Origin of the sequence: Cypionkella sp. (genome assembly GCF_028290025.1) — a bacterium.
In the GTDB taxonomy this organism is placed as follows: domain Bacteria; phylum Pseudomonadota; class Alphaproteobacteria; order Rhodobacterales; family Rhodobacteraceae; genus Cypionkella.
In genome coordinates this window covers 71,100-90,247 of sequence record NZ_JAQGKQ010000088.1, presented here as the reverse complement: position 1 = coordinate 90,247, position 19,148 = coordinate 71,100, and the positions used below count along the sequence as shown (strand labels likewise).

Sequence of the window (19,148 nt, the reverse complement as noted above, 5' to 3'; positions counted from 1 at the left end):
ATCAAATTCACCCGCATTCAAGAAATTTGATCAAATTATTGAAAGCAGTGCTCTGCGGCTAAATCTCACCGCGTTGCAACGCCGCGCGGACCTGCTCCACACCCTGCGCAATGTCGCGTTGCATCGCCGCTGACAGCCCTGCGGCATCGCCTGCGCGCATCGCCACCAATGCCTCTTTGTGCGAGTCCGGCAGGTTCGCAGCACCACTGCGAGAAGAAACCACCCGCAGGCTCGGCCCAAAGCGCAGCCAAAGCGATCGCGCCATATCGAGCAGCACCCCCGCCCCGGCCGCCTCATACAGAGCGAAATGAAACGCGTGGTTGCTTTGCAGGTAGCCTGAAACATCATCCGCCCGGATCGCCGCATCGACGCACGTATCCAGCGCCTCCAGCTTTTCGATCAGCGCAGGCGTCACCACCGCAAGCCCCGCCAGATGCGGCTCTATCGTCAACCGAGCAAACGCCACCTGATCCAAATCCGCAGCCGTCAAACGCGGCACCGTCACCCGACGATTTCCCTGCGGCAACAGCGCGCCCTCGGCAGCCAAGCGTCGAATGGCCTCGCGCACCGGAGTCATTCCGGCCTCTAGTCCAGCCGTCAGACCCTGGATGGTCACAGGCTGACCGGGCTGCAAAACCCCAAACAGGATCATGTCGCGTAGGCGGGCGTAGGTGACCTCGTGGGTCGGGATTTTGCGGGCGTCGTCGGTCATGCGGCCTGAACTCATTGGGTTTGCGCCGTTTATGACGGCAATCGCCTGCGTTGCAAGCCCGGCGTTTATCGAGATGGGCCTTGCGGGCTCCAGCATGCAAAATCGGCACGCCTCTCTGTGCTTTTGGTCATCCTCTCTGCTGAAATATCCTCGGGGGTCCGAGGGTAGAAAACCCCCGGCCTTAACCTCACCTCAGCAAAGCCCGCGCCGCATCTGGCCCCAAAGCCTCGGGCCGCGTGCAGGTGGTGGTCAGCGTGATAAACTCGCCCGTCTCGCCCGATTTCAAAGCCGCCGTCATCACATCAACCCCGTGCAACGTCCGCGCCAGCGAACAGCGTGCATCTCGCCCCTCGGTGATCGCCAGCACCATATCGGCCATCCCTGCCGTGCGGTAATTCGCCAAATCCTCGCCGCGCTGGCCCTTTTGGTTGATGATGCTGAACGGATGGTCCCAAGCCTCCACCGCCTGAACCACGCCATCGCGTCCAGCAATTTCCAACGGTCCGCCGAAGAAATTCGGATCGGGCACATAGAGGGTGCCTTCGGTGCCATAAAGCTCAAAATGGCTGCGCTTATGGCTCCATACATCCCACGACGCGGAAAAGTTGATGGTCGCGCCCGAGTGAAACTCGAAAAGCGCCTGAATGTTAGACGGTGTTTTAACCTCGATCTCTTGCCCCATCCGATCCCCCGAGCCGATGATCCGCGTAGGACTAGCCGACGAAGTCAGCGCACCCACCCGGCGCACCGGGCCGAGCAGGTTGATCAGATTGGCGATGTAATACGGCCCCATATCCATGATTGGGCCCGCGCCGGGCAGATAGAAAAACTCAGGGTTGGGATGCCAGCTTTCCGGGCCGTGACCCTGAATAGCGGCCCCCCCGGTGGTGATCACCCCCAAGCGCCCCTCATCAATTAAAGCCCGCGCTTGCTGGTGGGTGCCGCCCAAAAACGTGTCAGGTGCACAACCCACCGACAAGCCCTTGGCCTCGGCGAGATCGCGCAAAGCCACGCCCTGTTCCAGCGTCAACACCAGCGGCTTTTCAGAATAGGCGTGCTTGCCCGCCTCCAAAATCCGCTTGGTCACGCCATAATGCGCGTCGGGAATGGTGAGGTTGATCACCAGCTCCACGTCGTCATTCGCCAGCAAATCGTCAACCGACTGCGCTTTGACGCCAAACTCCTCTGCCCGTGCTGTCGCTGCGGCCATGTTCATATCCGCCACGCTGCGCACCTCTAGCCCTTTGAACAACGGCGCCAGCCGCAGATAAGAGGTAGAGATATTGCCGCACCCAATGATGCCAATGCCCATATTCGCCATGATGTTTCCTTACAAATCTTGCGCCGAGGCCAACGAGCGCCTTGCAAAGCGCGCGTGGTCGGCGGGGTTGTCATGTTCCATCACAAAATTCGTGACGCCGATTGCGCGCAGGGCTGGCAGGATCGTCGCCCAATCCACCACGCCGTATCCAAGATCGGCCCAACCATCTTCGGCCAGATTGTCACCCTTGGCCGCGATGTCTTTCACATGCGCGGCGATAATGCGGGATTTGTGCTCGGCAATCCACGCCAGCGGGTCCGCGCCGCCTCGGATCACCCAAGCCACATCCATCTCCCAAGCCAAATCCGGCCCGCCCTCAAACAACGCGGTCTGCGGCATGGCGCCATCGGCGGTTTTAACGAATTCAAAATCGTGATTGTGCCAACCAAATCGCAAACCCGCATCGCGGATCGGTTGACCTGCCTTCTGCAACCGCACGCCCAAATCGTGCCAGCCTTTGCCTGTGGTGGGCCGCTCATCCGGGTGTATCCACGGCACGATAACCTGCTGCATACCCAGCGTTTTCGCCACCGTGATCGCCCAATCCGGCGTATCCTCCACCTGCGCCAAACCGAAATGCCCTGACGGCATTTTCAGGTCGTTCGCCCTTAGACCTGCCGAGATATCAGTCAGACCTGCTTGGTCGGCGTAAAGCCCGCCAAAACCCTCAACCGCGCGGTAGCCCGTTGCGGCCACCATCTCCAAAGTCTTAGCCAAAGGCGGAAAGTTACGTGAAGAATAGAGTTGATAACTGAACATGAATGCCTCCTCAGGCAGCCGCGCCGTAGGTCGCGGAATGAAGGTCTCGGATGGTGAAACGGGGTTCCGCGCCGGGGTGGGCGGGGGTGAAGGTGATCGTGGCGGGGTAGCCCGGAAACAGCGCAAAGCCATTCAGCGAGAACCGCCCCGGCTGATCGGCCTCGACGGCGACAAACAGCGCCAAGGTGTCAGTGGTCAGGGTGACCTCATAGTGATCGGCCACCGCGCGTATTTGATAACTCAGCTTCGGCGGCAACAAATCGTAGTGTTTGTATGGCTTTGGCGCGAACACATCGCCCGAGATTTGCTGATCACCCTCGGCCCATGTGAAAACCAGCATCTCTTGCGAGGCGAGATCCCCATCATCAATCCGCAGCGCCACTACAGCCGATCCCGCGACCTCCACCACCGCCTCGGCCAGCGGCCGCGTCGAGCCATCCATTGCCGCAGCCCGCGCCGCGACTGTGATGGCTTTCGGCCCACCATCATTCACCACACGCAACTCAATCCCGCCGGCCACTGGGATAGCCGACACCAACACCTCCTGGAAAAACTGCTTCGCCATATGATGCAACAGCTTCCAGCCGCCGCCGTGATCAAGGCTCGACCACGAACACACCGGCCAAGTGTCGTTCAACTGCCAGATCAGCGTGCCCATGCAATGCGGCTTCAAACTGCGCCAATGCGTGACGGCGGTTTTGATCGCCAGGCCCTGTTGGACCTGAGACAGATAAACGAAGTTCTCAAAACCCACTGGAAAGCGGAAATAGCGGAACATGGTTTCCGCGATCCGCGCATTGCCGCCGGCGTTCTTCTGATGACTCTCCATCACCGGGGCGGCAATGTTGAAATCTTTCGGGTCGGCAAAGCGCCGGATCACGTCCAGGCTCGGATAGCTTTGAAAGCCAAACTCTGAACAAAACCGAGGGCTTACATCGCGGTAATGGTCAAAATCGCGGCCCTCATGCCACACGCTCCAAAAGTGCATGTCGCCCTTGGAGTCGTCATGCCAAGCGTCGCCAAAATCCATCGGGCCGGGGCTTGGACTAGACGGCCACCACACCGCATCCGGCACCGCCGACTTCAACGACTGCTCAATCGTTCGGTTCAAACGATCATAGCCGACCAAGTACAAATCGCGGTTGGCGCGGGTTTCCGGGAACCAGGTCAGCGCCCCGATCAACTCATTATCGCCACACCACAGCACCAGACTGGCGTGGTGGTGCAGGCGCTTGGCTTGCTCGGCCACCTCAATCGCCACGTCGTTCAGGAAAGCATTGTCGGCGGGATAGATGTGGCAAGAGAACATGAAATCCTGCCAGACCATCAGCCCCAACTCATCGCAGAGGTCATAGAACCAGTCCGGCTCATAGCGCCCGCCGCCCCAAACCCGGATCATGTTCATATTGGCATCCACCGCCGATTGCAGCAGATCGCGGGTGGCCTCAACCGTGATGCGGCCCGCCAGAGCATCCTGCGGTATCCAATTCGCACCCTTGGCGAAGATGTCGCGGCCATTGATGCGGAACTTAAAGCCAAGACCCACCGCGTCTTTTTCGTTGATCAACTCCGCCGAGCGCAGGCCAATGCGCCGAGTCACAACCTGATCGCCAAAGCCGATCGCCAGATCATGCAAAACCTGCGCGCCCTGCCCCGCTGGCCACCACAAACCCGGGTTTTCTACCACCAGCGCAGCCACCGCCTGCCCGCGTTGAACTTTCGCGCGCGCATTCAACCCGCACAACGAGAAGGACACCTCGGCCCCCTCCGCCTCACCCTCCAGTTCAGCCGTCACCGTCACCACCGCGCGATGGGCGGAATGAGACTGCGCAATCCCTACCGACGCAATCCGCACCAAGGCCAAAGGCTCCAGATAAAAACCACCATAAACGCCGAAATTGCCCAGAGCGATATTCCAATCCCAGCCGAAATCGCACGACGGCTTGCGCAGCATATTTCCGTTGTGAATCGGGGAGTTATTCGCGCTGAACGGCACGAAATACGGCTGCGCCGCCTGCCGCTTGGCCGCCTCCACTTCGGGTGAGCGAAAGATGATCGCAATCTCATTTTCGCCCAACCGCAGCGCGGCAGACAGGTCCACGCGGTAACTGCGGAACATATTGTCCGAAACCAGCACCACCACCCCATTCACCGCAATTTCGGCGACAGTGTCCAGCATCGACACCACCAGCACCAAATCGGCACGAGCGACCGAAAAACTCCGCTTCGCCACCCAATCGCGGCCACAAATCCAGCGCAGATCGTATTCGTTGCGACCCCAATACGGGTCAGCGATCAGCCCCGCCGCACACAGCGCCGAAATCCCGTCACTCGGCAGGCGCATCGGCGCGGTGTAAGCGCCGCTTTCGTCGGTAAGTGTCCAGCCCTCGGCCAAATCCATCATCTCAGACCCGCTGTTCGGTTCCGGTGTCGAAGATCGAGGCTTTCGGAATATCGACCTTCAGATGCACTTCCGTGCCAGCCGCCATTCGCCGCTCCACCGGCACCCGCACCGACATTTTCAAACCACCCTCAGCCTCCAGCCACACCAGACTATCCGCGCCCATCGGCTCATCAATCTCGACCACCGCCGGGATGGTTAACCCCGGCTCCGCATGGTCCTGAATGTGAAGATGCTCGGGCCGCAGGCCAAGGATGGCGCGCGGGCGATCCAAAACAGCGCCGCCCTCATAACCCGCGAGATTGACCCTCGTGCGGCCAAACTGAAACGCCCCACCACCCTCAATCGTCGCCCCATGCAGGAAGTTCATCGACGGACTGCCAATGAAGCCCGCCACAAACAGGTTCGACGGCCGATTATAAATCTCCTGCGGCGCCGCCAACTGTTGAATAATCCCGCCGCGCATCACCGCGATACGGTCAGCCAGTGTCAAAGCCTCTATCTGGTCATGCGTCACATAGACCATCGTGTTGTTCAGCCGCGAATGCAACCGTTTGATTTCTACGCGTAATTCCGAACGCAACTTGGCGTCCAAGTTCGACAACGGCTCGTCAAACAAGAACACATCAACGTCGCGCACCAGCGCCCGACCAATCGCCACCCGCTGCCGCTGCCCGCCCGAAAGTGCCGCTGGCTTGCGATCCAGCAGAGCCTCAATCTGCAAAATCTCCGCCGCCCGCGCGATGCGTTTTTCAATCTCGTCCTTCGGCATCCGCGCGTTTTTTAAGCCAAACGAAAGGTTCCCACGCACCGTCATCTGCGGATAAAGTGCGTAGCTTTGGAACACCATGCCGATGCCACGCTCGCTAGGTTCCGCCCAAGTGACGTTCTTGCCTTTGATCCATATCTCGCCATCGGTGATGTCCAACAACCCCGCGAGGCAATTCAAAAGCGTCGATTTCCCGCAACCAGACGGCCCCAGAAGCACGATAAACTCACCCTCGGCCACGTCGATATTCATGTTTTTCAGCACCGAAACCGAGCCGAAACTCAGCGTCAACTCCTTGACCTGAATGGAATGGGTCTGCACCGCAGTAGTCTCGGCAGCAGCTTGGGTCGCAGTCTGATTTAAAGAATTCATCGGTCAGCCTTTCACGGCGCCAGCAGCAATGCCGCGAACAAAAAGTTTGCCAGAGACGAAGTAGATAATCAGCGGCACAAGCCCCGTCAGCAAAGTCGCCGCCATGTTGACGTTGTATTCTTTGACGCCCTGCACCGAGTTCACGATGTTATTCAGCTGCACCGTCATCGGGTAGGTTTCTGGCTTGGTGAACACCACGCCAAACAGGAAGTCGTTCCAGATGCCAGTAATTTGCAGGATCAGCGCCACCACGAAAATCGGCAGGCTCATCGGAACCATGATCTGAAAGTATATCCGCCAAAACCCAGCGCCATCGACGCGGGCGGCTTTGAACAATTCCTCGGGCAAGCTGCTGAAGTAGTTGCGAAATAGCAGGGTCAGGATCGGCATCCCAAAGATGGTATGAACCAAGATCAGCCCGTAAAGCGTGCCGTAAATCCCAAGCTCGCGCAGCAATATCACAATCGGATACAGCATGATCTGATACGGGATGAAGCTGCCAAAAATAAGGATCGTAAAGAATACTTCTGACCCCTTAAACCGCCAATTCACCAGCGCATATCCGTTCACGCTCGCCACAATAATCGAGATGATCACCGATGGCACCGTGATCCAGACCGAGTTCCAGAAGCCACGCGACAGCCCATCGCAGTTCAAGCCAGTACAAGCCTCTGACCACGCCTTGACCCACGGCTGGAAGGTGATCTCGACCGGCGGAGCAAAGATGTTGCCCATGCGGATCTCCGGCATCCCCTTCAGCGAGGTCATCACCATCACCCACAGCGGCAAAAGATAGTAAACCGACACCACAAACAGCGTGCCATAGAGCATGATATTACTGCCCGAAAACCGCGCTTTCGGCTTTGCTCCGCGTGGCTGCACCGCACTGACCGCGACGCTAGGCGGGGTGATTATGATTGCGGCATCAACCATGCTTCTTGCCTCCGAATTCCAGATAAGCCCATGGGATCAGCACGATAAGCACCGACAGCAGCATCATTGTGCTGGCGGCAAAGCCCTGGCCAAGGTTCTGCGCGGTGAACATATAGCGATAGACATACATCGCGGGCACTTGGCTGGCATTGCCCGGCCCGCCTGAAGTTTGCGCCACAACCAAATCATAAAGCTTAATAATCCCCGCCGCGACGATCACCAGCGTCGTCACAAACACCGGCCGCATCATCGGGATCACCACATAGACATAGGTTTTCCACTTTGGGATGCCGTCCACCCGCGCGGCTTTCCAGATATCCTCATCAATCCCGCGCAAGCCTGCCAGCATCAGACACATGGTAAACCCGGTGCCCTGCCACAGCCCCGCGATCAAAAGACCATAAAGAACCGTGCTCGGGTTGTGCAGCGGATCGAAGGTGAAGGTCTCAAACCCCATCCGACGCACCACTTCTTGAATCCCCATCTCAGGGTTCAAAATCCACTGCCAGACTAGGCCCGTGACGATGAAAGACAACGCAAACGGATACAGCATGATGGTGCGGAAGGTGTCTTCGAAGCGAATTTTCTGATCCAGCAACACCGCCAGCACAAAGCCCATCACGATGGTGAAAACCAGCGACATCACGCCATAAAATGCGAGGTTCCAGATGGCGGCATTCCACAGATCATTCGACCACAGCCGCTTGTATTGATCGAGGCCGACAAACTGCATCCGCGGCAACAGCTTGGAATTGGTGAACGAATACAGCACCGTCCACAAAGTCCCGCCGACAAAAACCACCAGCGTTGTCAGCACCATCGGCACTGCCGCAACCTTGGCGTTCAGGTTGCGAAACAGCCGCAGTCCGGTTGGTCTACCAGTTCGCGTTTGTTTACCGGCCATGCCCTGATCTCTCCCCGCACTGGTGACAAAAAGGCCGCCCGAACTCGCCGGACGGCCCTTACCGCGAAGGGCTTAAAGCCCGGTTTTCAAAATCTCGACATAGCGCGCCTGTGCGTCTTCCGGGGTCATATCGCCGCTCCAGAATTCGCTTTGCATGTCACCGAGCTGCGTCTGCACATCCGGCGACCAAACCTGATCACCCGCTGGCACGACATTGCCGGATTTCAAAATCTCCAGTCCCTTTTTCATGCAATCATTGGCGGCGGACATATCAATGTCACCCCGGATCGGCAGCGAGCCTTTCTTCAGGTTGAACGCCACCTGCACTTCAGGGCTGACGAGCAGCGCCGCGAGACGTTTCTGCGCGGCTTCCTTGTCTGGATCGGTCAATTTCGGGAAATAGAACGCGTCGCCACCGGTTGAGAGGTAAGCGTTCAGCCCCAGACCCGGCAGACAGGTGTAATCCTTGCCCGCAACCTTGCCCGCCACGGCAAATTCACCCTGCGCCCAGTCGCCCATGATCTGACCAGCCGCGTCGCCAGTAATTACCATGTTGGTCGCTTGGTTCCAGTCTTGCACTGTCGACTTCACCGCAAGCTTACGCGCATCAGCCGAGGCTTGAAAAACCTTCAGCATCTCAGGCCCAGCGGCAACGTCCATATCTTTATCGACGTTCACTTTCTTCCAAAGGTCGAGCCCGCCGACCCCGACAGCAATCGCATTAAATGCCAAAGTCGATTGCCAAGGCTGACGCCCCAGAGCCAACGGAATCTTGCCCGCCGCGTCAACCTGCGGTGCTGACGCTACAAATTCCGTCCAGTTGGTCGGGATCGGAATACCCAAATCCTCATAAATCTTGTTGTTAATCCACAACCACTCCGGCGAGTGAATGTTCATCGGCGCACAGTAAACTTTCCCGTCAATCGTGCAACCTTCCAGCAATGAGATTGGGTTGACCACGTCCTTCCAGTTGTTTGCCACTGCCACGTCGGTCAGATCCAACATCAACCCGGCTTGCACCAATTCTAACGCTTGCTGGCCGTGGTTGAACTGTGTTGCGCCCATCGGATCGCCGCCGGTGATCCGCGCGATCATCACTGGGCGCGCAGTATCCCCACCACCCGCAATTGCGCCATCGACCCAGTGATCGCCCGATGCATCAAACGCCTTGGCAAGCTCCGCCACCGCCGCCGCCTCACCCCCCGACGTCCACCAATGCGTCACTTCAAGATCGGTCGCATACGCCCCAGATGGCAATGCTACTGATAACAACAGGCCAGCGGCCAGTTTCCAATTCTTCATTGAGTCCTCCCAGATTCGTTGAAATTTCAGCTTCTATATCGTTATAGTTCGATCCTATAACGTTATAGTTTTTCCGATCAAGCAATCTTTTTGCTTGTAGGCGGCAATTTTCTAAGTCTTGATTGGGGCTTGCAGCAAAGTCGATCCAAAGTGAAAACACGGGCGCGTCGGTTGGGAAGTCTCTGATTTCATGGGTATCTCCGTCGACACAACCTGCGCATGAATGTCAGCTTAGCCCTGCTGCGCCACGCGATTGGCGCAGTGCTCTAGGCGAAGTGCTGAAAGATCGACTACATAGCCGCAACAGAAGCGTCACGCTTCGGAACAGATGACATGACAGAATCACCGCTTCCCGTGATCGGGGTGGAACGTCCAACGCTCAAGACCATCGCAGCCGCCACCGGCCTCGCGATTGCCACGGTCAGCCGGGCATTGAAGGATGCGCCCGATATCGGTGAGGAAACCAAGCGCCGCGTGCGCGAGACCGCCTTGCGCTTAGGCTACCGCCAAAACCGCGCCGCTGTGCGTTTGCGCACAGGAAAAACCAATGTCATCGCGCTGGTTCTCTCGACCGAAGCCGATGTGATGAACCACACCTCAAAGCTGATCTACTCCATCGCCGCCGCCCTGCGTGGCACCGCCTATCACCTCGTCGTCATGCCGTTCTTCCCCGATCAAGACCCGATGGAGCCGGTGCGCTATATTGTTGAGACTGAAAGCGCCGACGGTATCATCCTGAACCAGACCAAACCCGACGATCCCCGCATCCGCTACATGACCGACCATCACTTCCCATTCGCCACGCATGGCCGCTCGGATATGGCGCTCGATCACCCGTATTTCGACTTCGATAACGAAGCATTTGGCACCCTAGCCGTGCAATCGCTCCCCTCCCAGCGCCGCCATGTTTACATGATCGCCCCACCGCGCAATCATATGTATGGCCGCCATATGATCATGGGTGCCAGCCAAGCCGCCGCGGCTCGCGGGATGCGATTTGAACTCGCCGAACCCGTCACCTCTGACACTCTGGCCGATGAGATCGAAGCCGTTGTGACAAAGCGCTTCCAGCAAGACCCCATGCCCGACGCCATTATCGCAGGTTCGACCAATGCCGCGATGGCCGCCGCCGCCGGGGTGGAGTTTGGCGGCAAAAAACTGGGGATTGATTTCGATATTGTCTCAAAAGAGGCGATCCGCTTCTTGCACCGCTTCCGCAAAGAGATGATCGTCGTGCAAGAGGACGTGGGCCGGGCAGGCAGTTTTCTCGCCCGCGCCTTGCAAGACGCCATCGAGGGCCGCGCGCCCAAAGAGGGTCAAGGTTTGGAGGTGCCGCGTTTGTCGGACTTCCGCACGGGAATATAGGGAGTGACCATGAAGACGATCAAAGGACCGGCGCTGTTTCTGGCGCAATTCGCAGGCGATACCGCCCCATTCAACAGCTTTGCCGCCATCACCAAATGGGCCGCCGATTACGGCTATAAAGGTGTGCAAATCCCCACATGGGACGCACGGCTGATTGATCTGGACCGCGCCGCCAGCTCAAAGACCTATTGCGATGAGTTGAAAGGTGTGGCCGCTGAAAATGGCGTCGAGATCACCGAGCTTTCCACCCATTTGCAAGGCCAGTTGGTCGCGGTGCATCCGGCCTATGACACCCAGTTTGACGGTTTCGCCGCCCCGGAAGTGCGCGGCAATCCGAAAGCCCGGCAAGAATGGGCGGTCGATCAGGTGACCAAAGCCCTGACCGCCTCTAAAAACCTCGGCCTTACCGCCCATGCCACCTTCTCGGGCGCGCTGGCTTGGCCTTACCTTTACCCATGGCCACAACGCCCCGCAGGTCTGGTCGAGGAAGCTTTTGACGAACTCGCCCGTCGCTGGACGCCTTTGCTAAACCACGCCGACGCCTGCGGCATTGACCTATGTTACGAGATTCACCCCGGCGAAGACCTGCATGACGGCGTCTCATTTGAGATGTTTCTGGAGCGTGTGAACAACCACCCCCGCGCCAACATGCTATACGACCCGAGCCATTACGTTCTGCAACACCTTGATTACCTTGAACATATCGACATCTACCACGAGCGCATCAAGATGTTCCACGTCAAGGATGCCGAGCTTAACCCAACAGGCCGCCAAGGCGTTTACGGCGGCTTCCAGTCGTGGATCAACCGCGCAGGCCGCTTCCGCAGCTTGGGCGATGGCCAAGTCGATTTCGGCGGCATCTTCTCGAAACTGACGCAATACGGCTTTGACGGCTGGGCTGTGGTCGAATGGGAATGCTGCATCAAGCACCCCGAAGACGGCGCGCGCGAGGGTGCGGCGTTTGTCGATGCCCATATCATCCGCGTCACCGAAAAAGCCTTCGACGATTTCGCCGACGCAGGCACCGACCGCGCCGCCAACCGCCGCATGTTGGGATTGGAGTAATCATGGCGATCACCGCGACAGACAAAAATGGCAATCGAGTAGATGCCTACTTTGTCAAAGGAAAAATCAAGGGCATCGACGGAAAGTCGGCTGGATTCAAATGTTTTCCCCCAAGCTGCAATGATGCAACCAAAGCCCGAAACTTTGATACTGTTAGCGACGCAGCTAAATTTCTAAGGGGAAATCCATCATGGGGTATCCGCATGCACCCGGGTAGTGGAATTTTTACAAACATCTTATTGGATGGACTTAAACGATGACAATCACCGCAGCCCACACCGCCCGCAGCCCCCGCATCCGTCTTGGCATGGTCGGCGGCGGACGCGGCGCTTTCATCGGTGCAGTTCACCGCATCGCCTCCCGCATTGACGATCAATATGAACTGGTGGCGGGCGCGTTTTCCTCCGACCCCGAACGCTCCGCCGCCTCTGCCGCGGACCTTGGCGTGGCGCGCAGCTACGGCTCTTTTGCCGAAATGGCGCAGAAAGAAGCCCGCCGCAAAGACGGGATTGAGGCGGTGGCGATCGTCACCCCCAACCACATGCACGCCCCCGTCGCTTTGGAGTTTCTGAAACGCGGCATCCATGTGATCTGCGACAAACCGCTGACCGCGACACTGGCCGAGGCGAAAAAGCTGGCGAAAGCCGCTGAGGCGTCCGGCGTGGTCTTCGCTTTGACCCATAATTACACTGGCTATCCGATGATCCGCCAAGCCAAGGCGATGGTTGAGGCTGGCGATTTGGGCGATATTCGCCTTGTGCAAGTCGAATACGCGCAAGACTGGCTGGCGCATGAGGTCGATAACAAACAAGCCGAATGGCGCACCGATCCGGCGCGTTCGGGGGCCGGAGGCTCCACCGGCGACATTGGCACCCACGCCTTCAACCTTGCGAATTTCGTGAGCGGCCTTACCCTCGCCGAACTCGCCGCCGACCTGCAAAGCTTCGTCCCCGGCCGCCGAGTTGATGACAACGCCCATGTTCTGCTGCGCTACAACTCTGGCGCGCGGGGGATGCTGTGGTGCAGCCAAGTCGCTGCAGGTCAGGAAAACGGCCTGCGTCTGCGGATTTATGGCACCAAAGCAGGTATTGAGTGGGAACAAGAGAACCCAAATTACCTCTGGGTCACCCCCATCGGCGCCCCCCGCTACCGCCTGACTCGTGGCGGTGCAGGCACAGGCGACGCCGCCGCTCGCCTGACGCGCATTCCCCCCGGCCACCCCGAGGGCTACCTTGAAGGCTTCGCCAATATCTATTCCGAAGCCGGTCGCGCCATTATTGCCCGCCGCGATGGCACGCCACTCGAGAGCGCCGTCAGCTTTCCGGGGCTTAAAGAAGGCTTGGAAGGCGTAGCTTTTGTCGATGCCTGCGTGCGATCTTCCGGAAAAAACGGTGCTTGGACCAAATTGGCGCTGTAAACTCCTAGGCGCGAGGCCCTCAGGTCTCGCGCAACCTAGCCCTATTCTGCGCCAACCAAAACGCCGTTAAAACCGTTGGCGCGTTAGAAATCTCACCCGACGCCACCAACTCCATCATCCGATCAAAGCTGATAAGATGGCCGCGAATATCCTCGGCCTCGCCCTCTACGCCGAACACCCCGGCGACTGCATCCGGCAGATCGGTAACTGCCACGAACGAATACAAATACTCCGCAGAACACCCCGGCGACGGATAATAGCTGGCCACCGGCAGCAGATCTGCCAGTACCAACCCGGCTTCTTCCACCGCCTCGCGCCGCGCCGCCTCAACCGGAGTTTCCCCCGGATCAATACGCCCGGCAATCGCCTCAATCTGCCACGGTTGCGGATCGCCGCGCAGATATGGCCCGGTGCGAAACTGATCGACCACCAGCACCCGGTCGCGCACAGGGTCATAGGGCAGCACGGTCACGGCATCGCAGGCAATAAACCCCGCCCGCGTCACCTGCGGGCTCATGCTGCCATCAAACCGCCGAAAGCTGACGTCGATTTCCTCCATCGCGAAAAACCGCGCGTAAGGTTCACGCAACGCCGCCACCGCCACGTCACCCGCAACGGTGTGATGGCGCAATTCGGTCGGCGCTGCCTGCGCGGCCCGCACCCGCGACGCCCCACGCGTCAAAATCTGCTCAAACCGCGCGGCCACCGCACGCGGCGGTTTCAGCCCGAACTGCGCCAGATAATCCCGCGCCATCGCCTCATATTCAGCACCAAAACGCTGCTGCCAATTTTCCAGCCGCCACGCCGGCCCCAAGTCTGTCGGTATCCCGAACGGCTCCGGCCGAAAAATTTGCGCGTCAACGGGCTCACCGCCCCGTATCACCTGAACCGGATGCGCAGAAAAGCCAAAGCCGCCTTCAAAGAAATCCAACCGATCCACATCGGACGCGGATTGTCCCTCACGCAAAACCCCCTCTGCCTGCTCGCCGGGACGATACAGCATCACCGGAAAGCTGCCATCCCGCGTCCAATACAAAGCGTGATCGGCCAGCCAAGCCGTCTGAACTTGCACGGGTCGGCCCAACACAACTTCCAGCAACGGCAGATGCCGTAAAATACCGAAGAAAAAATAAGGACGCGTCACGACCAACGTTTCCCCGCCCACTCCGAGACAAACCCCGCCAGCACGCCACCGCCCAAAATCACCCCGAGCATGTCCGGCGTTACCAACATTTTTCCATAATCAAACATCAACTCGAAAATCCCCAACACGGCCTCCATCGGGCCATCATACATCATATGCATCGATTTCTTTACCATCAGGTAAATCGCGAACGCCAGCAGCACCCAAAATACCAAGACTAAAGCCGTCAGCAACCCGGAGTTGACCGCCTCACGGTAACCCTTCCGAGTCAACTTTCCCATCACGAACCAACCGACCGCAAAGCCAATCGCTGCGGTAATTTCGCGAAAATGCCCCAGCGGCGTTCCTTCCGGCAGATGCTTCACAAAGGTCTGCGCGGCAATAAACCCCAGCAAAGCAAACGCAATCGCTGCGGCAAGTTTTGAGGCAGTCGGCATGGCGGTCCTTTATGCGTTGGGGCCTTACGAGTTGGGCCGCTAAATTGGAGCCTTTTAAAACAACATGCGCAGCCCACGCGGGACAATCACCTTCAGCGTTACGATCCCGGCCGGATCAATTGGGCCGGATCAATTGGGCCGGGTCAGCGTGATCTGCGTTACATCGCAGTTTCCGCCCTCAAACGTGCCAGCACAAGAGCAGAGATAAAAGTTCCACATCCGCCGAAACCGCTCATCAAACCCCAAACCCGACGCTTCCGCCCAGCGCGCGTTGAAACTGTCATACCAACGCCGCAAGGTCTGGCTATAGCTTTTGCCAAACTCGATGGAGTTTTTCACCCGCAGCCCAGCCCGTTCAGCTTCCCGCCGCAGCACCGATGGGCTGGGCAGCATCCCGCCCGGAAAAATGTATTTCTGAATAAAATCAACGGCTTTACGGTAAGCCTCAAACCGAGCCTCATGCACGGTAATCACCTGCAAAGTCGCACTGCGCCCCGGTTTCAGGCGGTTGCGCACGGTGTCAAAATACACCGGCCAATACTTCTCACCCACCGCCTCGAACATCTCAATACTGGCGATGCCGTCGTAAAGCCCGGTCTCGTCGCGGTAGTCTTGCAGCTTGATTTCCACGAGGTCAGACAGCCCCAACCGTTGCATCCGTGCCACGGCGTAATCGTGTTGCGCCTGACTGATCGTCAAAGCCGTGACCCGCAAACCACGTTCCTTCGCGGCATATTCCGCAAAACCACCCCAACCGCAGCCGATTTCCAGCACATGATCGCCGGGCTTCACCCCCATCTGATCGACCATTGAGGCATATTTCTGCGCCTGCGCGGTCTCCAGACTTTCTTGCCCGGTGCGGTAAATCCCCGCCGAATAGGTCATGCTTTCGTCCAGCCACAACTGGTAAAAGTCGTTGCCCAGATCATAGTGACGCGCGATATTCTTGCGGGCTTGGCGTTTGGAGTTTGATTGCAGCCAGAACCGAAACCGCTCATAGGCCTGCACCAACGCCATGCCGGGGAAGGCGTCATAGACCTCGCCGTTGCCCTCGTGCACCAGATCCATGAACGCCATCAGATCGGGCGTGGACCAGCCACCTTCGACATAAGCCTCGCAGAACCCCAGATCGCCCTCCCGGATCAGCCGCGCAAACAGATCGGCGTCATGCACCTCGATCTCTGCCACCGGGCCGGCCTCTGGGCCTTCGACCCGAAACCGCCGCCCGTCTGGCAACACGAAATCCATCCGGCCCTTTTTCAGCTTTTTGGCCATCTCGAACACCGCCGCGAAGTATCGCGGCAGCTCGGATTGACCCTTGGTTGATGTCAAAACGTCCATCTGTCCCTCCAACCAAAACGTCATGCCGCAGCCCCACGGCTTTTGGCATAGGCGGCCAAAGCCCGCGCGCGCCCTTCGGCCAAACCAACAATCGGCGCTGGATAGGCTTTACCATCCATCCGCCAACTGCGCGGCACTGCGTCGAAAAAGCTCTTTGCCTCTGCGCTGGGACTCACACTTAACTCAGCAATCCAGCGTCGCCGATAATCGCCCTCACTGTCAAATTTCTCTGCCTGTCCAGCTGGATTAAAAATGCGGAAATAGGGTGCGGCATCTGGCCCGCATCCTGCCACCCATTGCCAGCCGAGCGCGTTTGAGGCCGGATCCCAATCCGTCAAGCACTCTGCAAACCACGCCTGCCCAACTCGCCAATCTGTCATCAGATGTTTGGTCAGATATGACCCCACCACCATCCGCGCCCGGTTGTGCATCCGCCCGGTGACAAACATTTCACGCATCGCCGCATCGACCAATGGCTCGCCAGTCATACCGCGCCGCCACGCCTCGGCTTGCGCATTATCACCCCGCCACGGGAAATCATTCCAGCCCTCACGCCAGCTTTGCGTCAGAATTTGCGGCGAATGGTGCATCAGATGATAGGCAAATTCGCGCCAGACCAGTTCCTTGCCGAAATGCTCCGCCCCCGCATCACCCTGATGCATGGCCCGCAGCCCCGCAGCCCAAATCGTCCGAGGCCCAATCTCACCCCAGGCGAGGTTCTCCGAAAGCCCCGAGGTCGCGCCAGCTTGCCCCGGAAAATCCCGCGCCACCTTGTAGCGATCTACCGAACCCTCAATAAACTCGTCCAATCGCGCCAATGCCTTGGCTTCACCGACCCGTTGATACGGCAAACACACCGCCGCCCCACCCTGCATCGCAGCTCCAAGCCGCCAATCGGCCAAATCATCCGACTCAGGCCAGACCGCAGGCGCGCGCAAACGCGTCACCGCAGCCAGTGGCTCTGCAAACCCACGTGCAGAAACCGCTTTCCAGAACGGCGTATAAACCTTGTAATAGCCGCCCTGCCCGGTTTCGACTTCCCAAGGCTCAATAAGCAACGCGCCGGGAAAACTCTCCGCCACCAGACCCTCAGCCTTCAGCGCCGCCTTCACCGCCGTGTCGCGCTCAACGGCTTGCGGGTCATACATCCGCTGCCAGATCACCCCCGCCGCACCCGTTTCGACGACCAAACCCTGCAAAACCTCCAGCGCATCGCCACGCCGCAAAATCAGCCGCTGGCCCAATGCCTCAAGGCTCTGTGCAAACCGCTCCAGCGCCAGCCCCAACCGCCACTTCGGCGCGGCCCCCAGACTTTCCGCCTGAGCGTCCAGCACGAAAACCGGCAGCAACGGCCGCCCCGAGGCCACAGCCGCCGTAAGCATAGCATGATCCGAAAGCCGGAAATCCCGGCGAAACCACAAAATCAAAGGCTGATCTGGCATAACATCCCATACTGTTTCAAACGCTTACGCGGCAAACGCCTGATCAGATCAAAAGTTCATCCTTTGTGGGAAAATATCCTGCGGAAAGTCGCAGCGGGGGCGCAAAGCCCCCACTTTCATCGGCAGCTACAGCACCCGGTCCAGCGCCGCGATCAACTGCGCCACCTCCGCCGCGCTGGTGTAATGCACCAGCGACATCCGCAGCACACCCTGCTCTAAGTCCACCCCCATCGCAGTCAACGGTCGCACCGCATAGAAATCGCCCGCCCAACAGGCGATCCCCTCGCGCCCCAACGCCTCTGACACCGGCTCTGCCGCCCGATCCAACACCACCGCCACCGTCGGCGCCCGAGCCTCTGCCGCCCGAGGTCCGATCAACCGCAGATCGTTGCGCGCGCCCAAATAATTTAACAGCGGTGCCATCACCGCCACCTCATGGCTTCGCATCAAATCATGCACCGCCCGGTTCCGCTGCGCCGCATCCGCCTCGGCTCCAAAATGATGCCCATGCAACGCGTCAATATAGTCCGCCATCCCGGCACAAGCCGCGATCTGCGCATGATCCGGCCCCGCAGGCGTGAAACGTTTGTACAAGCTACCCGCATTGAAATAATGCCCCTGCGCTGGCAATTCCGCGCCAAACTCCTCGGAAATCACCATTATCCCCTGATGCGGCCCATAGGTTTTATAAGCTGAATACAAATACACATCGCAGCCAAGCGCCGCAAAATCCGGCAGCCCATGCGGCGCATAAGACACCCCATCGACCACAACACGCGCCCCCGCAGCCCTAGCCATCGCCGACAAACTGGCCACATCGTTGATCTCTGCCACAACGTTGGAGCAATGCGGCATACACACCAATCGCACCTTACCATCCGCCAACAACGCCTTCAGCCCAGCCGGGTCCAAACTCCCGGTCTGCGGATCAATCTGCCACTCGCGCACCTCAATGCCCTCATCAGCCAACCGACGCCAGACGCCCGAGTTCGCCTCATGGTCCTGATTTGTCACTACAATCGCCGCGTTAGCACCCTTCAACCAAAGCCGCACCGCCTGCGCCAGCACGTAAGTATTCGCGCTCGTCGAAGGCCCAAACGACACCTGCTCGCCCTTCACCCCCATCAGCCCCGCCAAACGGTCGCGCGCCTCATCCATCTCGGCCCCGCCCGCCTGCGCCCCCGGATAGGGGCCGTAAGGCTGCACCTTGCGATCCATGTAAAACCGATGCAGCCGGTCCACCACCTGACGGCAGGGATACGACCCCCCGGCATTCTCAAAAAACGCATGGCTTTCGAGCACAGCACTGTCAAAAGCCGGAAATTGGCTGCGCACGAAGTTCAGATCAAGTTGGGTCATCAGACGCCCCTTATTGCGGTTAAAATGACGGCCCAGCGGAGTTCCACGGAAGAAAAGGCCGTGGCAGGTCTTCCAGCCAAGCCGCAGCCCCGCACAGGCGCTGTG

At 58.8% G+C, this 19,148-nt stretch carries 17 protein-coding genes; 4 read left to right on the top strand and 13 right to left on the bottom strand.

Annotated elements, in window-relative coordinates; all coding sequences use genetic code 11:
- Positions 1-58 precede the first annotated feature (58 nt).
- From JWS10_RS15075 to JWS10_RS15040, 8 genes are all read right to left on the bottom strand, one after another.
- On the bottom strand, positions 59-712 hold the full coding sequence (locus JWS10_RS15075) for a GntR family transcriptional regulator (protein ID WP_299508694.1): 654 nt from the start codon (positions 710-712) through the stop codon (positions 59-61).
- Positions 713-899: 187 nt separating this feature from the next.
- Positions 900-2,033, bottom strand: coding sequence for a Gfo/Idh/MocA family oxidoreductase (locus tag JWS10_RS15070; protein WP_299508693.1), 1,134 nt, complete (start codon positions 2,031-2,033; stop codon positions 900-902).
- A 9-nt stretch (positions 2,034-2,042) separates the two neighbouring features.
- The gene (locus tag JWS10_RS15065; protein WP_299508692.1) at positions 2,043-2,792 is read right to left on the bottom strand and encodes a sugar phosphate isomerase/epimerase; all 750 of its coding nucleotides are present in this window, start codon (positions 2,790-2,792) and stop codon (positions 2,043-2,045) included.
- A gap of 10 nt (positions 2,793-2,802) precedes the next feature.
- Positions 2,803-5,196 (bottom strand): glycoside hydrolase family 2 protein, encoded by a 2,394-nt coding sequence (locus JWS10_RS15060; RefSeq protein ID WP_299508691.1) that lies wholly within the window; start codon positions 5,194-5,196, stop codon positions 2,803-2,805.
- A gap of 1 nt (position 5,197) precedes the next feature.
- The gene (gene ugpC / locus JWS10_RS15055) at positions 5,198-6,334 is read right to left on the bottom strand and encodes a sn-glycerol-3-phosphate ABC transporter ATP-binding protein UgpC (protein WP_299508690.1); all 1,137 of its coding nucleotides are present in this window, start codon (positions 6,332-6,334) and stop codon (positions 5,198-5,200) included.
- A 3-nt stretch (positions 6,335-6,337) separates the two neighbouring features.
- The gene (locus JWS10_RS15050) at positions 6,338-7,267 is read right to left on the bottom strand and encodes a carbohydrate ABC transporter permease (protein ID WP_299508689.1); all 930 of its coding nucleotides are present in this window, start codon (positions 7,265-7,267) and stop codon (positions 6,338-6,340) included.
- Entirely contained in the window at positions 7,260-8,171 is a 912-nt protein-coding gene (locus tag JWS10_RS15045; RefSeq protein WP_299508688.1) for a carbohydrate ABC transporter permease, read from the bottom strand. The genes JWS10_RS15050 and JWS10_RS15045 overlap by 8 nt, the downstream gene beginning before the upstream one ends.
- A 72-nt stretch (positions 8,172-8,243) precedes the next feature.
- Positions 8,244-9,473 carry an ABC transporter substrate-binding protein gene (locus tag JWS10_RS15040; protein ID WP_299482781.1) on the bottom strand — a complete coding sequence of 410 codons (1,230 nt, stop codon included), beginning with the start codon at positions 9,471-9,473 and terminating at the stop codon, positions 8,244-8,246.
- 333 nt (positions 9,474-9,806) lie between these two features.
- Here JWS10_RS15040 and JWS10_RS15035 point away from each other — a divergent pair, with 333 nt between their 5' ends.
- Genes JWS10_RS15035 through JWS10_RS15020 form a run of 4 tightly spaced genes read left to right on the top strand, consistent with a single transcriptional unit; the run spans position 9,807 to position 13,320 of the window.
- On the top strand, positions 9,807-10,838 hold the full coding sequence (locus JWS10_RS15035) for a LacI family DNA-binding transcriptional regulator (protein ID WP_299508687.1): 1,032 nt from the start codon (positions 9,807-9,809) through the stop codon (positions 10,836-10,838).
- Between the two features lie 9 nt (positions 10,839-10,847).
- Positions 10,848-11,903, top strand: a complete 1,056-nt coding sequence (locus JWS10_RS15030; protein ID WP_299508686.1) for a sugar phosphate isomerase/epimerase — start codon at positions 10,848-10,850, stop codon at positions 11,901-11,903.
- A gap of 2 nt (positions 11,904-11,905) precedes the next feature.
- Positions 11,906-12,163 carry a hypothetical protein gene (locus JWS10_RS15025; protein ID WP_299508685.1) on the top strand — a complete coding sequence of 86 codons (258 nt, stop codon included), beginning with the start codon at positions 11,906-11,908 and terminating at the stop codon, positions 12,161-12,163.
- Positions 12,160-13,320 carry a Gfo/Idh/MocA family oxidoreductase gene (locus JWS10_RS15020; protein ID WP_299508684.1) on the top strand — a complete coding sequence of 387 codons (1,161 nt, stop codon included), beginning with the start codon at positions 12,160-12,162 and terminating at the stop codon, positions 13,318-13,320. Before JWS10_RS15025 ends, JWS10_RS15020 begins: the two co-directional genes overlap by 4 nt.
- A gap of 19 nt (positions 13,321-13,339) precedes the next feature.
- On the opposite strand, the gene JWS10_RS15015 is transcribed toward JWS10_RS15020, so the two are convergent.
- The 5 genes from JWS10_RS15015 to JWS10_RS14995 form a co-directional block, all read right to left on the bottom strand.
- Positions 13,340-14,464: an NUDIX domain-containing protein gene (locus JWS10_RS15015; protein WP_299508683.1), complete on the bottom strand. Its 1,125-nt coding sequence runs from the start codon at positions 14,462-14,464 to the stop codon at positions 13,340-13,342.
- Positions 14,461-14,901 (bottom strand): TrgA family protein, encoded by a 441-nt coding sequence (locus JWS10_RS15010; protein WP_299508682.1) that lies wholly within the window; start codon positions 14,899-14,901, stop codon positions 14,461-14,463. Before JWS10_RS15010 ends, JWS10_RS15015 begins: the two co-directional genes overlap by 4 nt.
- A gap of 129 nt (positions 14,902-15,030) precedes the next feature.
- Entirely contained in the window at positions 15,031-16,242 is a 1,212-nt protein-coding gene (locus JWS10_RS15005; RefSeq protein ID WP_299508681.1) for a cyclopropane-fatty-acyl-phospholipid synthase family protein, read from the bottom strand.
- A gap of 20 nt (positions 16,243-16,262) precedes the next feature.
- Positions 16,263-17,684 carry a deoxyribodipyrimidine photo-lyase gene (locus JWS10_RS15000; RefSeq protein ID WP_299508680.1) on the bottom strand — a complete coding sequence of 474 codons (1,422 nt, stop codon included), beginning with the start codon at positions 17,682-17,684 and terminating at the stop codon, positions 16,263-16,265.
- Between the two features lie 126 nt (positions 17,685-17,810).
- The gene (locus JWS10_RS14995) at positions 17,811-19,043 is read right to left on the bottom strand and encodes an aminotransferase class V-fold PLP-dependent enzyme (RefSeq protein WP_299508679.1); all 1,233 of its coding nucleotides are present in this window, start codon (positions 19,041-19,043) and stop codon (positions 17,811-17,813) included.
- Between the last annotated feature and the right edge of the window lie 105 nt (positions 19,044-19,148).

Bases quoted from the DNA above. Each gene is read 5' to 3' on its own strand.
- JWS10_RS15075 (WP_299508694.1), bottom strand. From the start codon at position 712: ATGACCGACGACGCCCGCAAAATCCCGACCCACGAGGTCACCTACGCC.
- JWS10_RS15070 (WP_299508693.1), bottom strand. From the start codon at position 2,033: ATGGCGAATATGGGCATTGGCATCATTGGGTGCGGCAATATCTCTACC.
- JWS10_RS15065 (WP_299508692.1), bottom strand. From the start codon at position 2,792: ATGTTCAGTTATCAACTCTATTCTTCACGTAACTTTCCGCCTTTGGCT.
- JWS10_RS15060 (WP_299508691.1), bottom strand. From the start codon at position 5,196: ATGATGGATTTGGCCGAGGGCTGGACACTTACCGACGAAAGCGGCGCT.
- ugpC (WP_299508690.1), bottom strand. From the start codon at position 6,334: ATGAATTCTTTAAATCAGACTGCGACCCAAGCTGCTGCCGAGACTACT.
- JWS10_RS15050 (WP_299508689.1), bottom strand. From the start codon at position 7,267: ATGGTTGATGCCGCAATCATAATCACCCCGCCTAGCGTCGCGGTCAGT.
- JWS10_RS15045 (WP_299508688.1), bottom strand. From the start codon at position 8,171: ATGGCCGGTAAACAAACGCGAACTGGTAGACCAACCGGACTGCGGCTG.
- JWS10_RS15040 (WP_299482781.1), bottom strand. From the start codon at position 9,473: ATGAAGAATTGGAAACTGGCCGCTGGCCTGTTGTTATCAGTAGCATTG.
- JWS10_RS15035 (WP_299508687.1), top strand. From the start codon at position 9,807: ATGACAGAATCACCGCTTCCCGTGATCGGGGTGGAACGTCCAACGCTC.
- JWS10_RS15030 (WP_299508686.1), top strand. From the start codon at position 10,848: ATGAAGACGATCAAAGGACCGGCGCTGTTTCTGGCGCAATTCGCAGGC.
- JWS10_RS15025 (WP_299508685.1), top strand. From the start codon at position 11,906: ATGGCGATCACCGCGACAGACAAAAATGGCAATCGAGTAGATGCCTAC.
- JWS10_RS15020 (WP_299508684.1), top strand. From the start codon at position 12,160: ATGACAATCACCGCAGCCCACACCGCCCGCAGCCCCCGCATCCGTCTT.
- JWS10_RS15010 (WP_299508682.1), bottom strand. From the start codon at position 14,901: ATGCCGACTGCCTCAAAACTTGCCGCAGCGATTGCGTTTGCTTTGCTG.
- JWS10_RS15005 (WP_299508681.1), bottom strand. From the start codon at position 16,242: ATGGACGTTTTGACATCAACCAAGGGTCAATCCGAGCTGCCGCGATAC.
- JWS10_RS15000 (WP_299508680.1), bottom strand. From the start codon at position 17,684: ATGCCAGATCAGCCTTTGATTTTGTGGTTTCGCCGGGATTTCCGGCTT.
- JWS10_RS14995 (WP_299508679.1), bottom strand. From the start codon at position 19,043: ATGACCCAACTTGATCTGAACTTCGTGCGCAGCCAATTTCCGGCTTTT.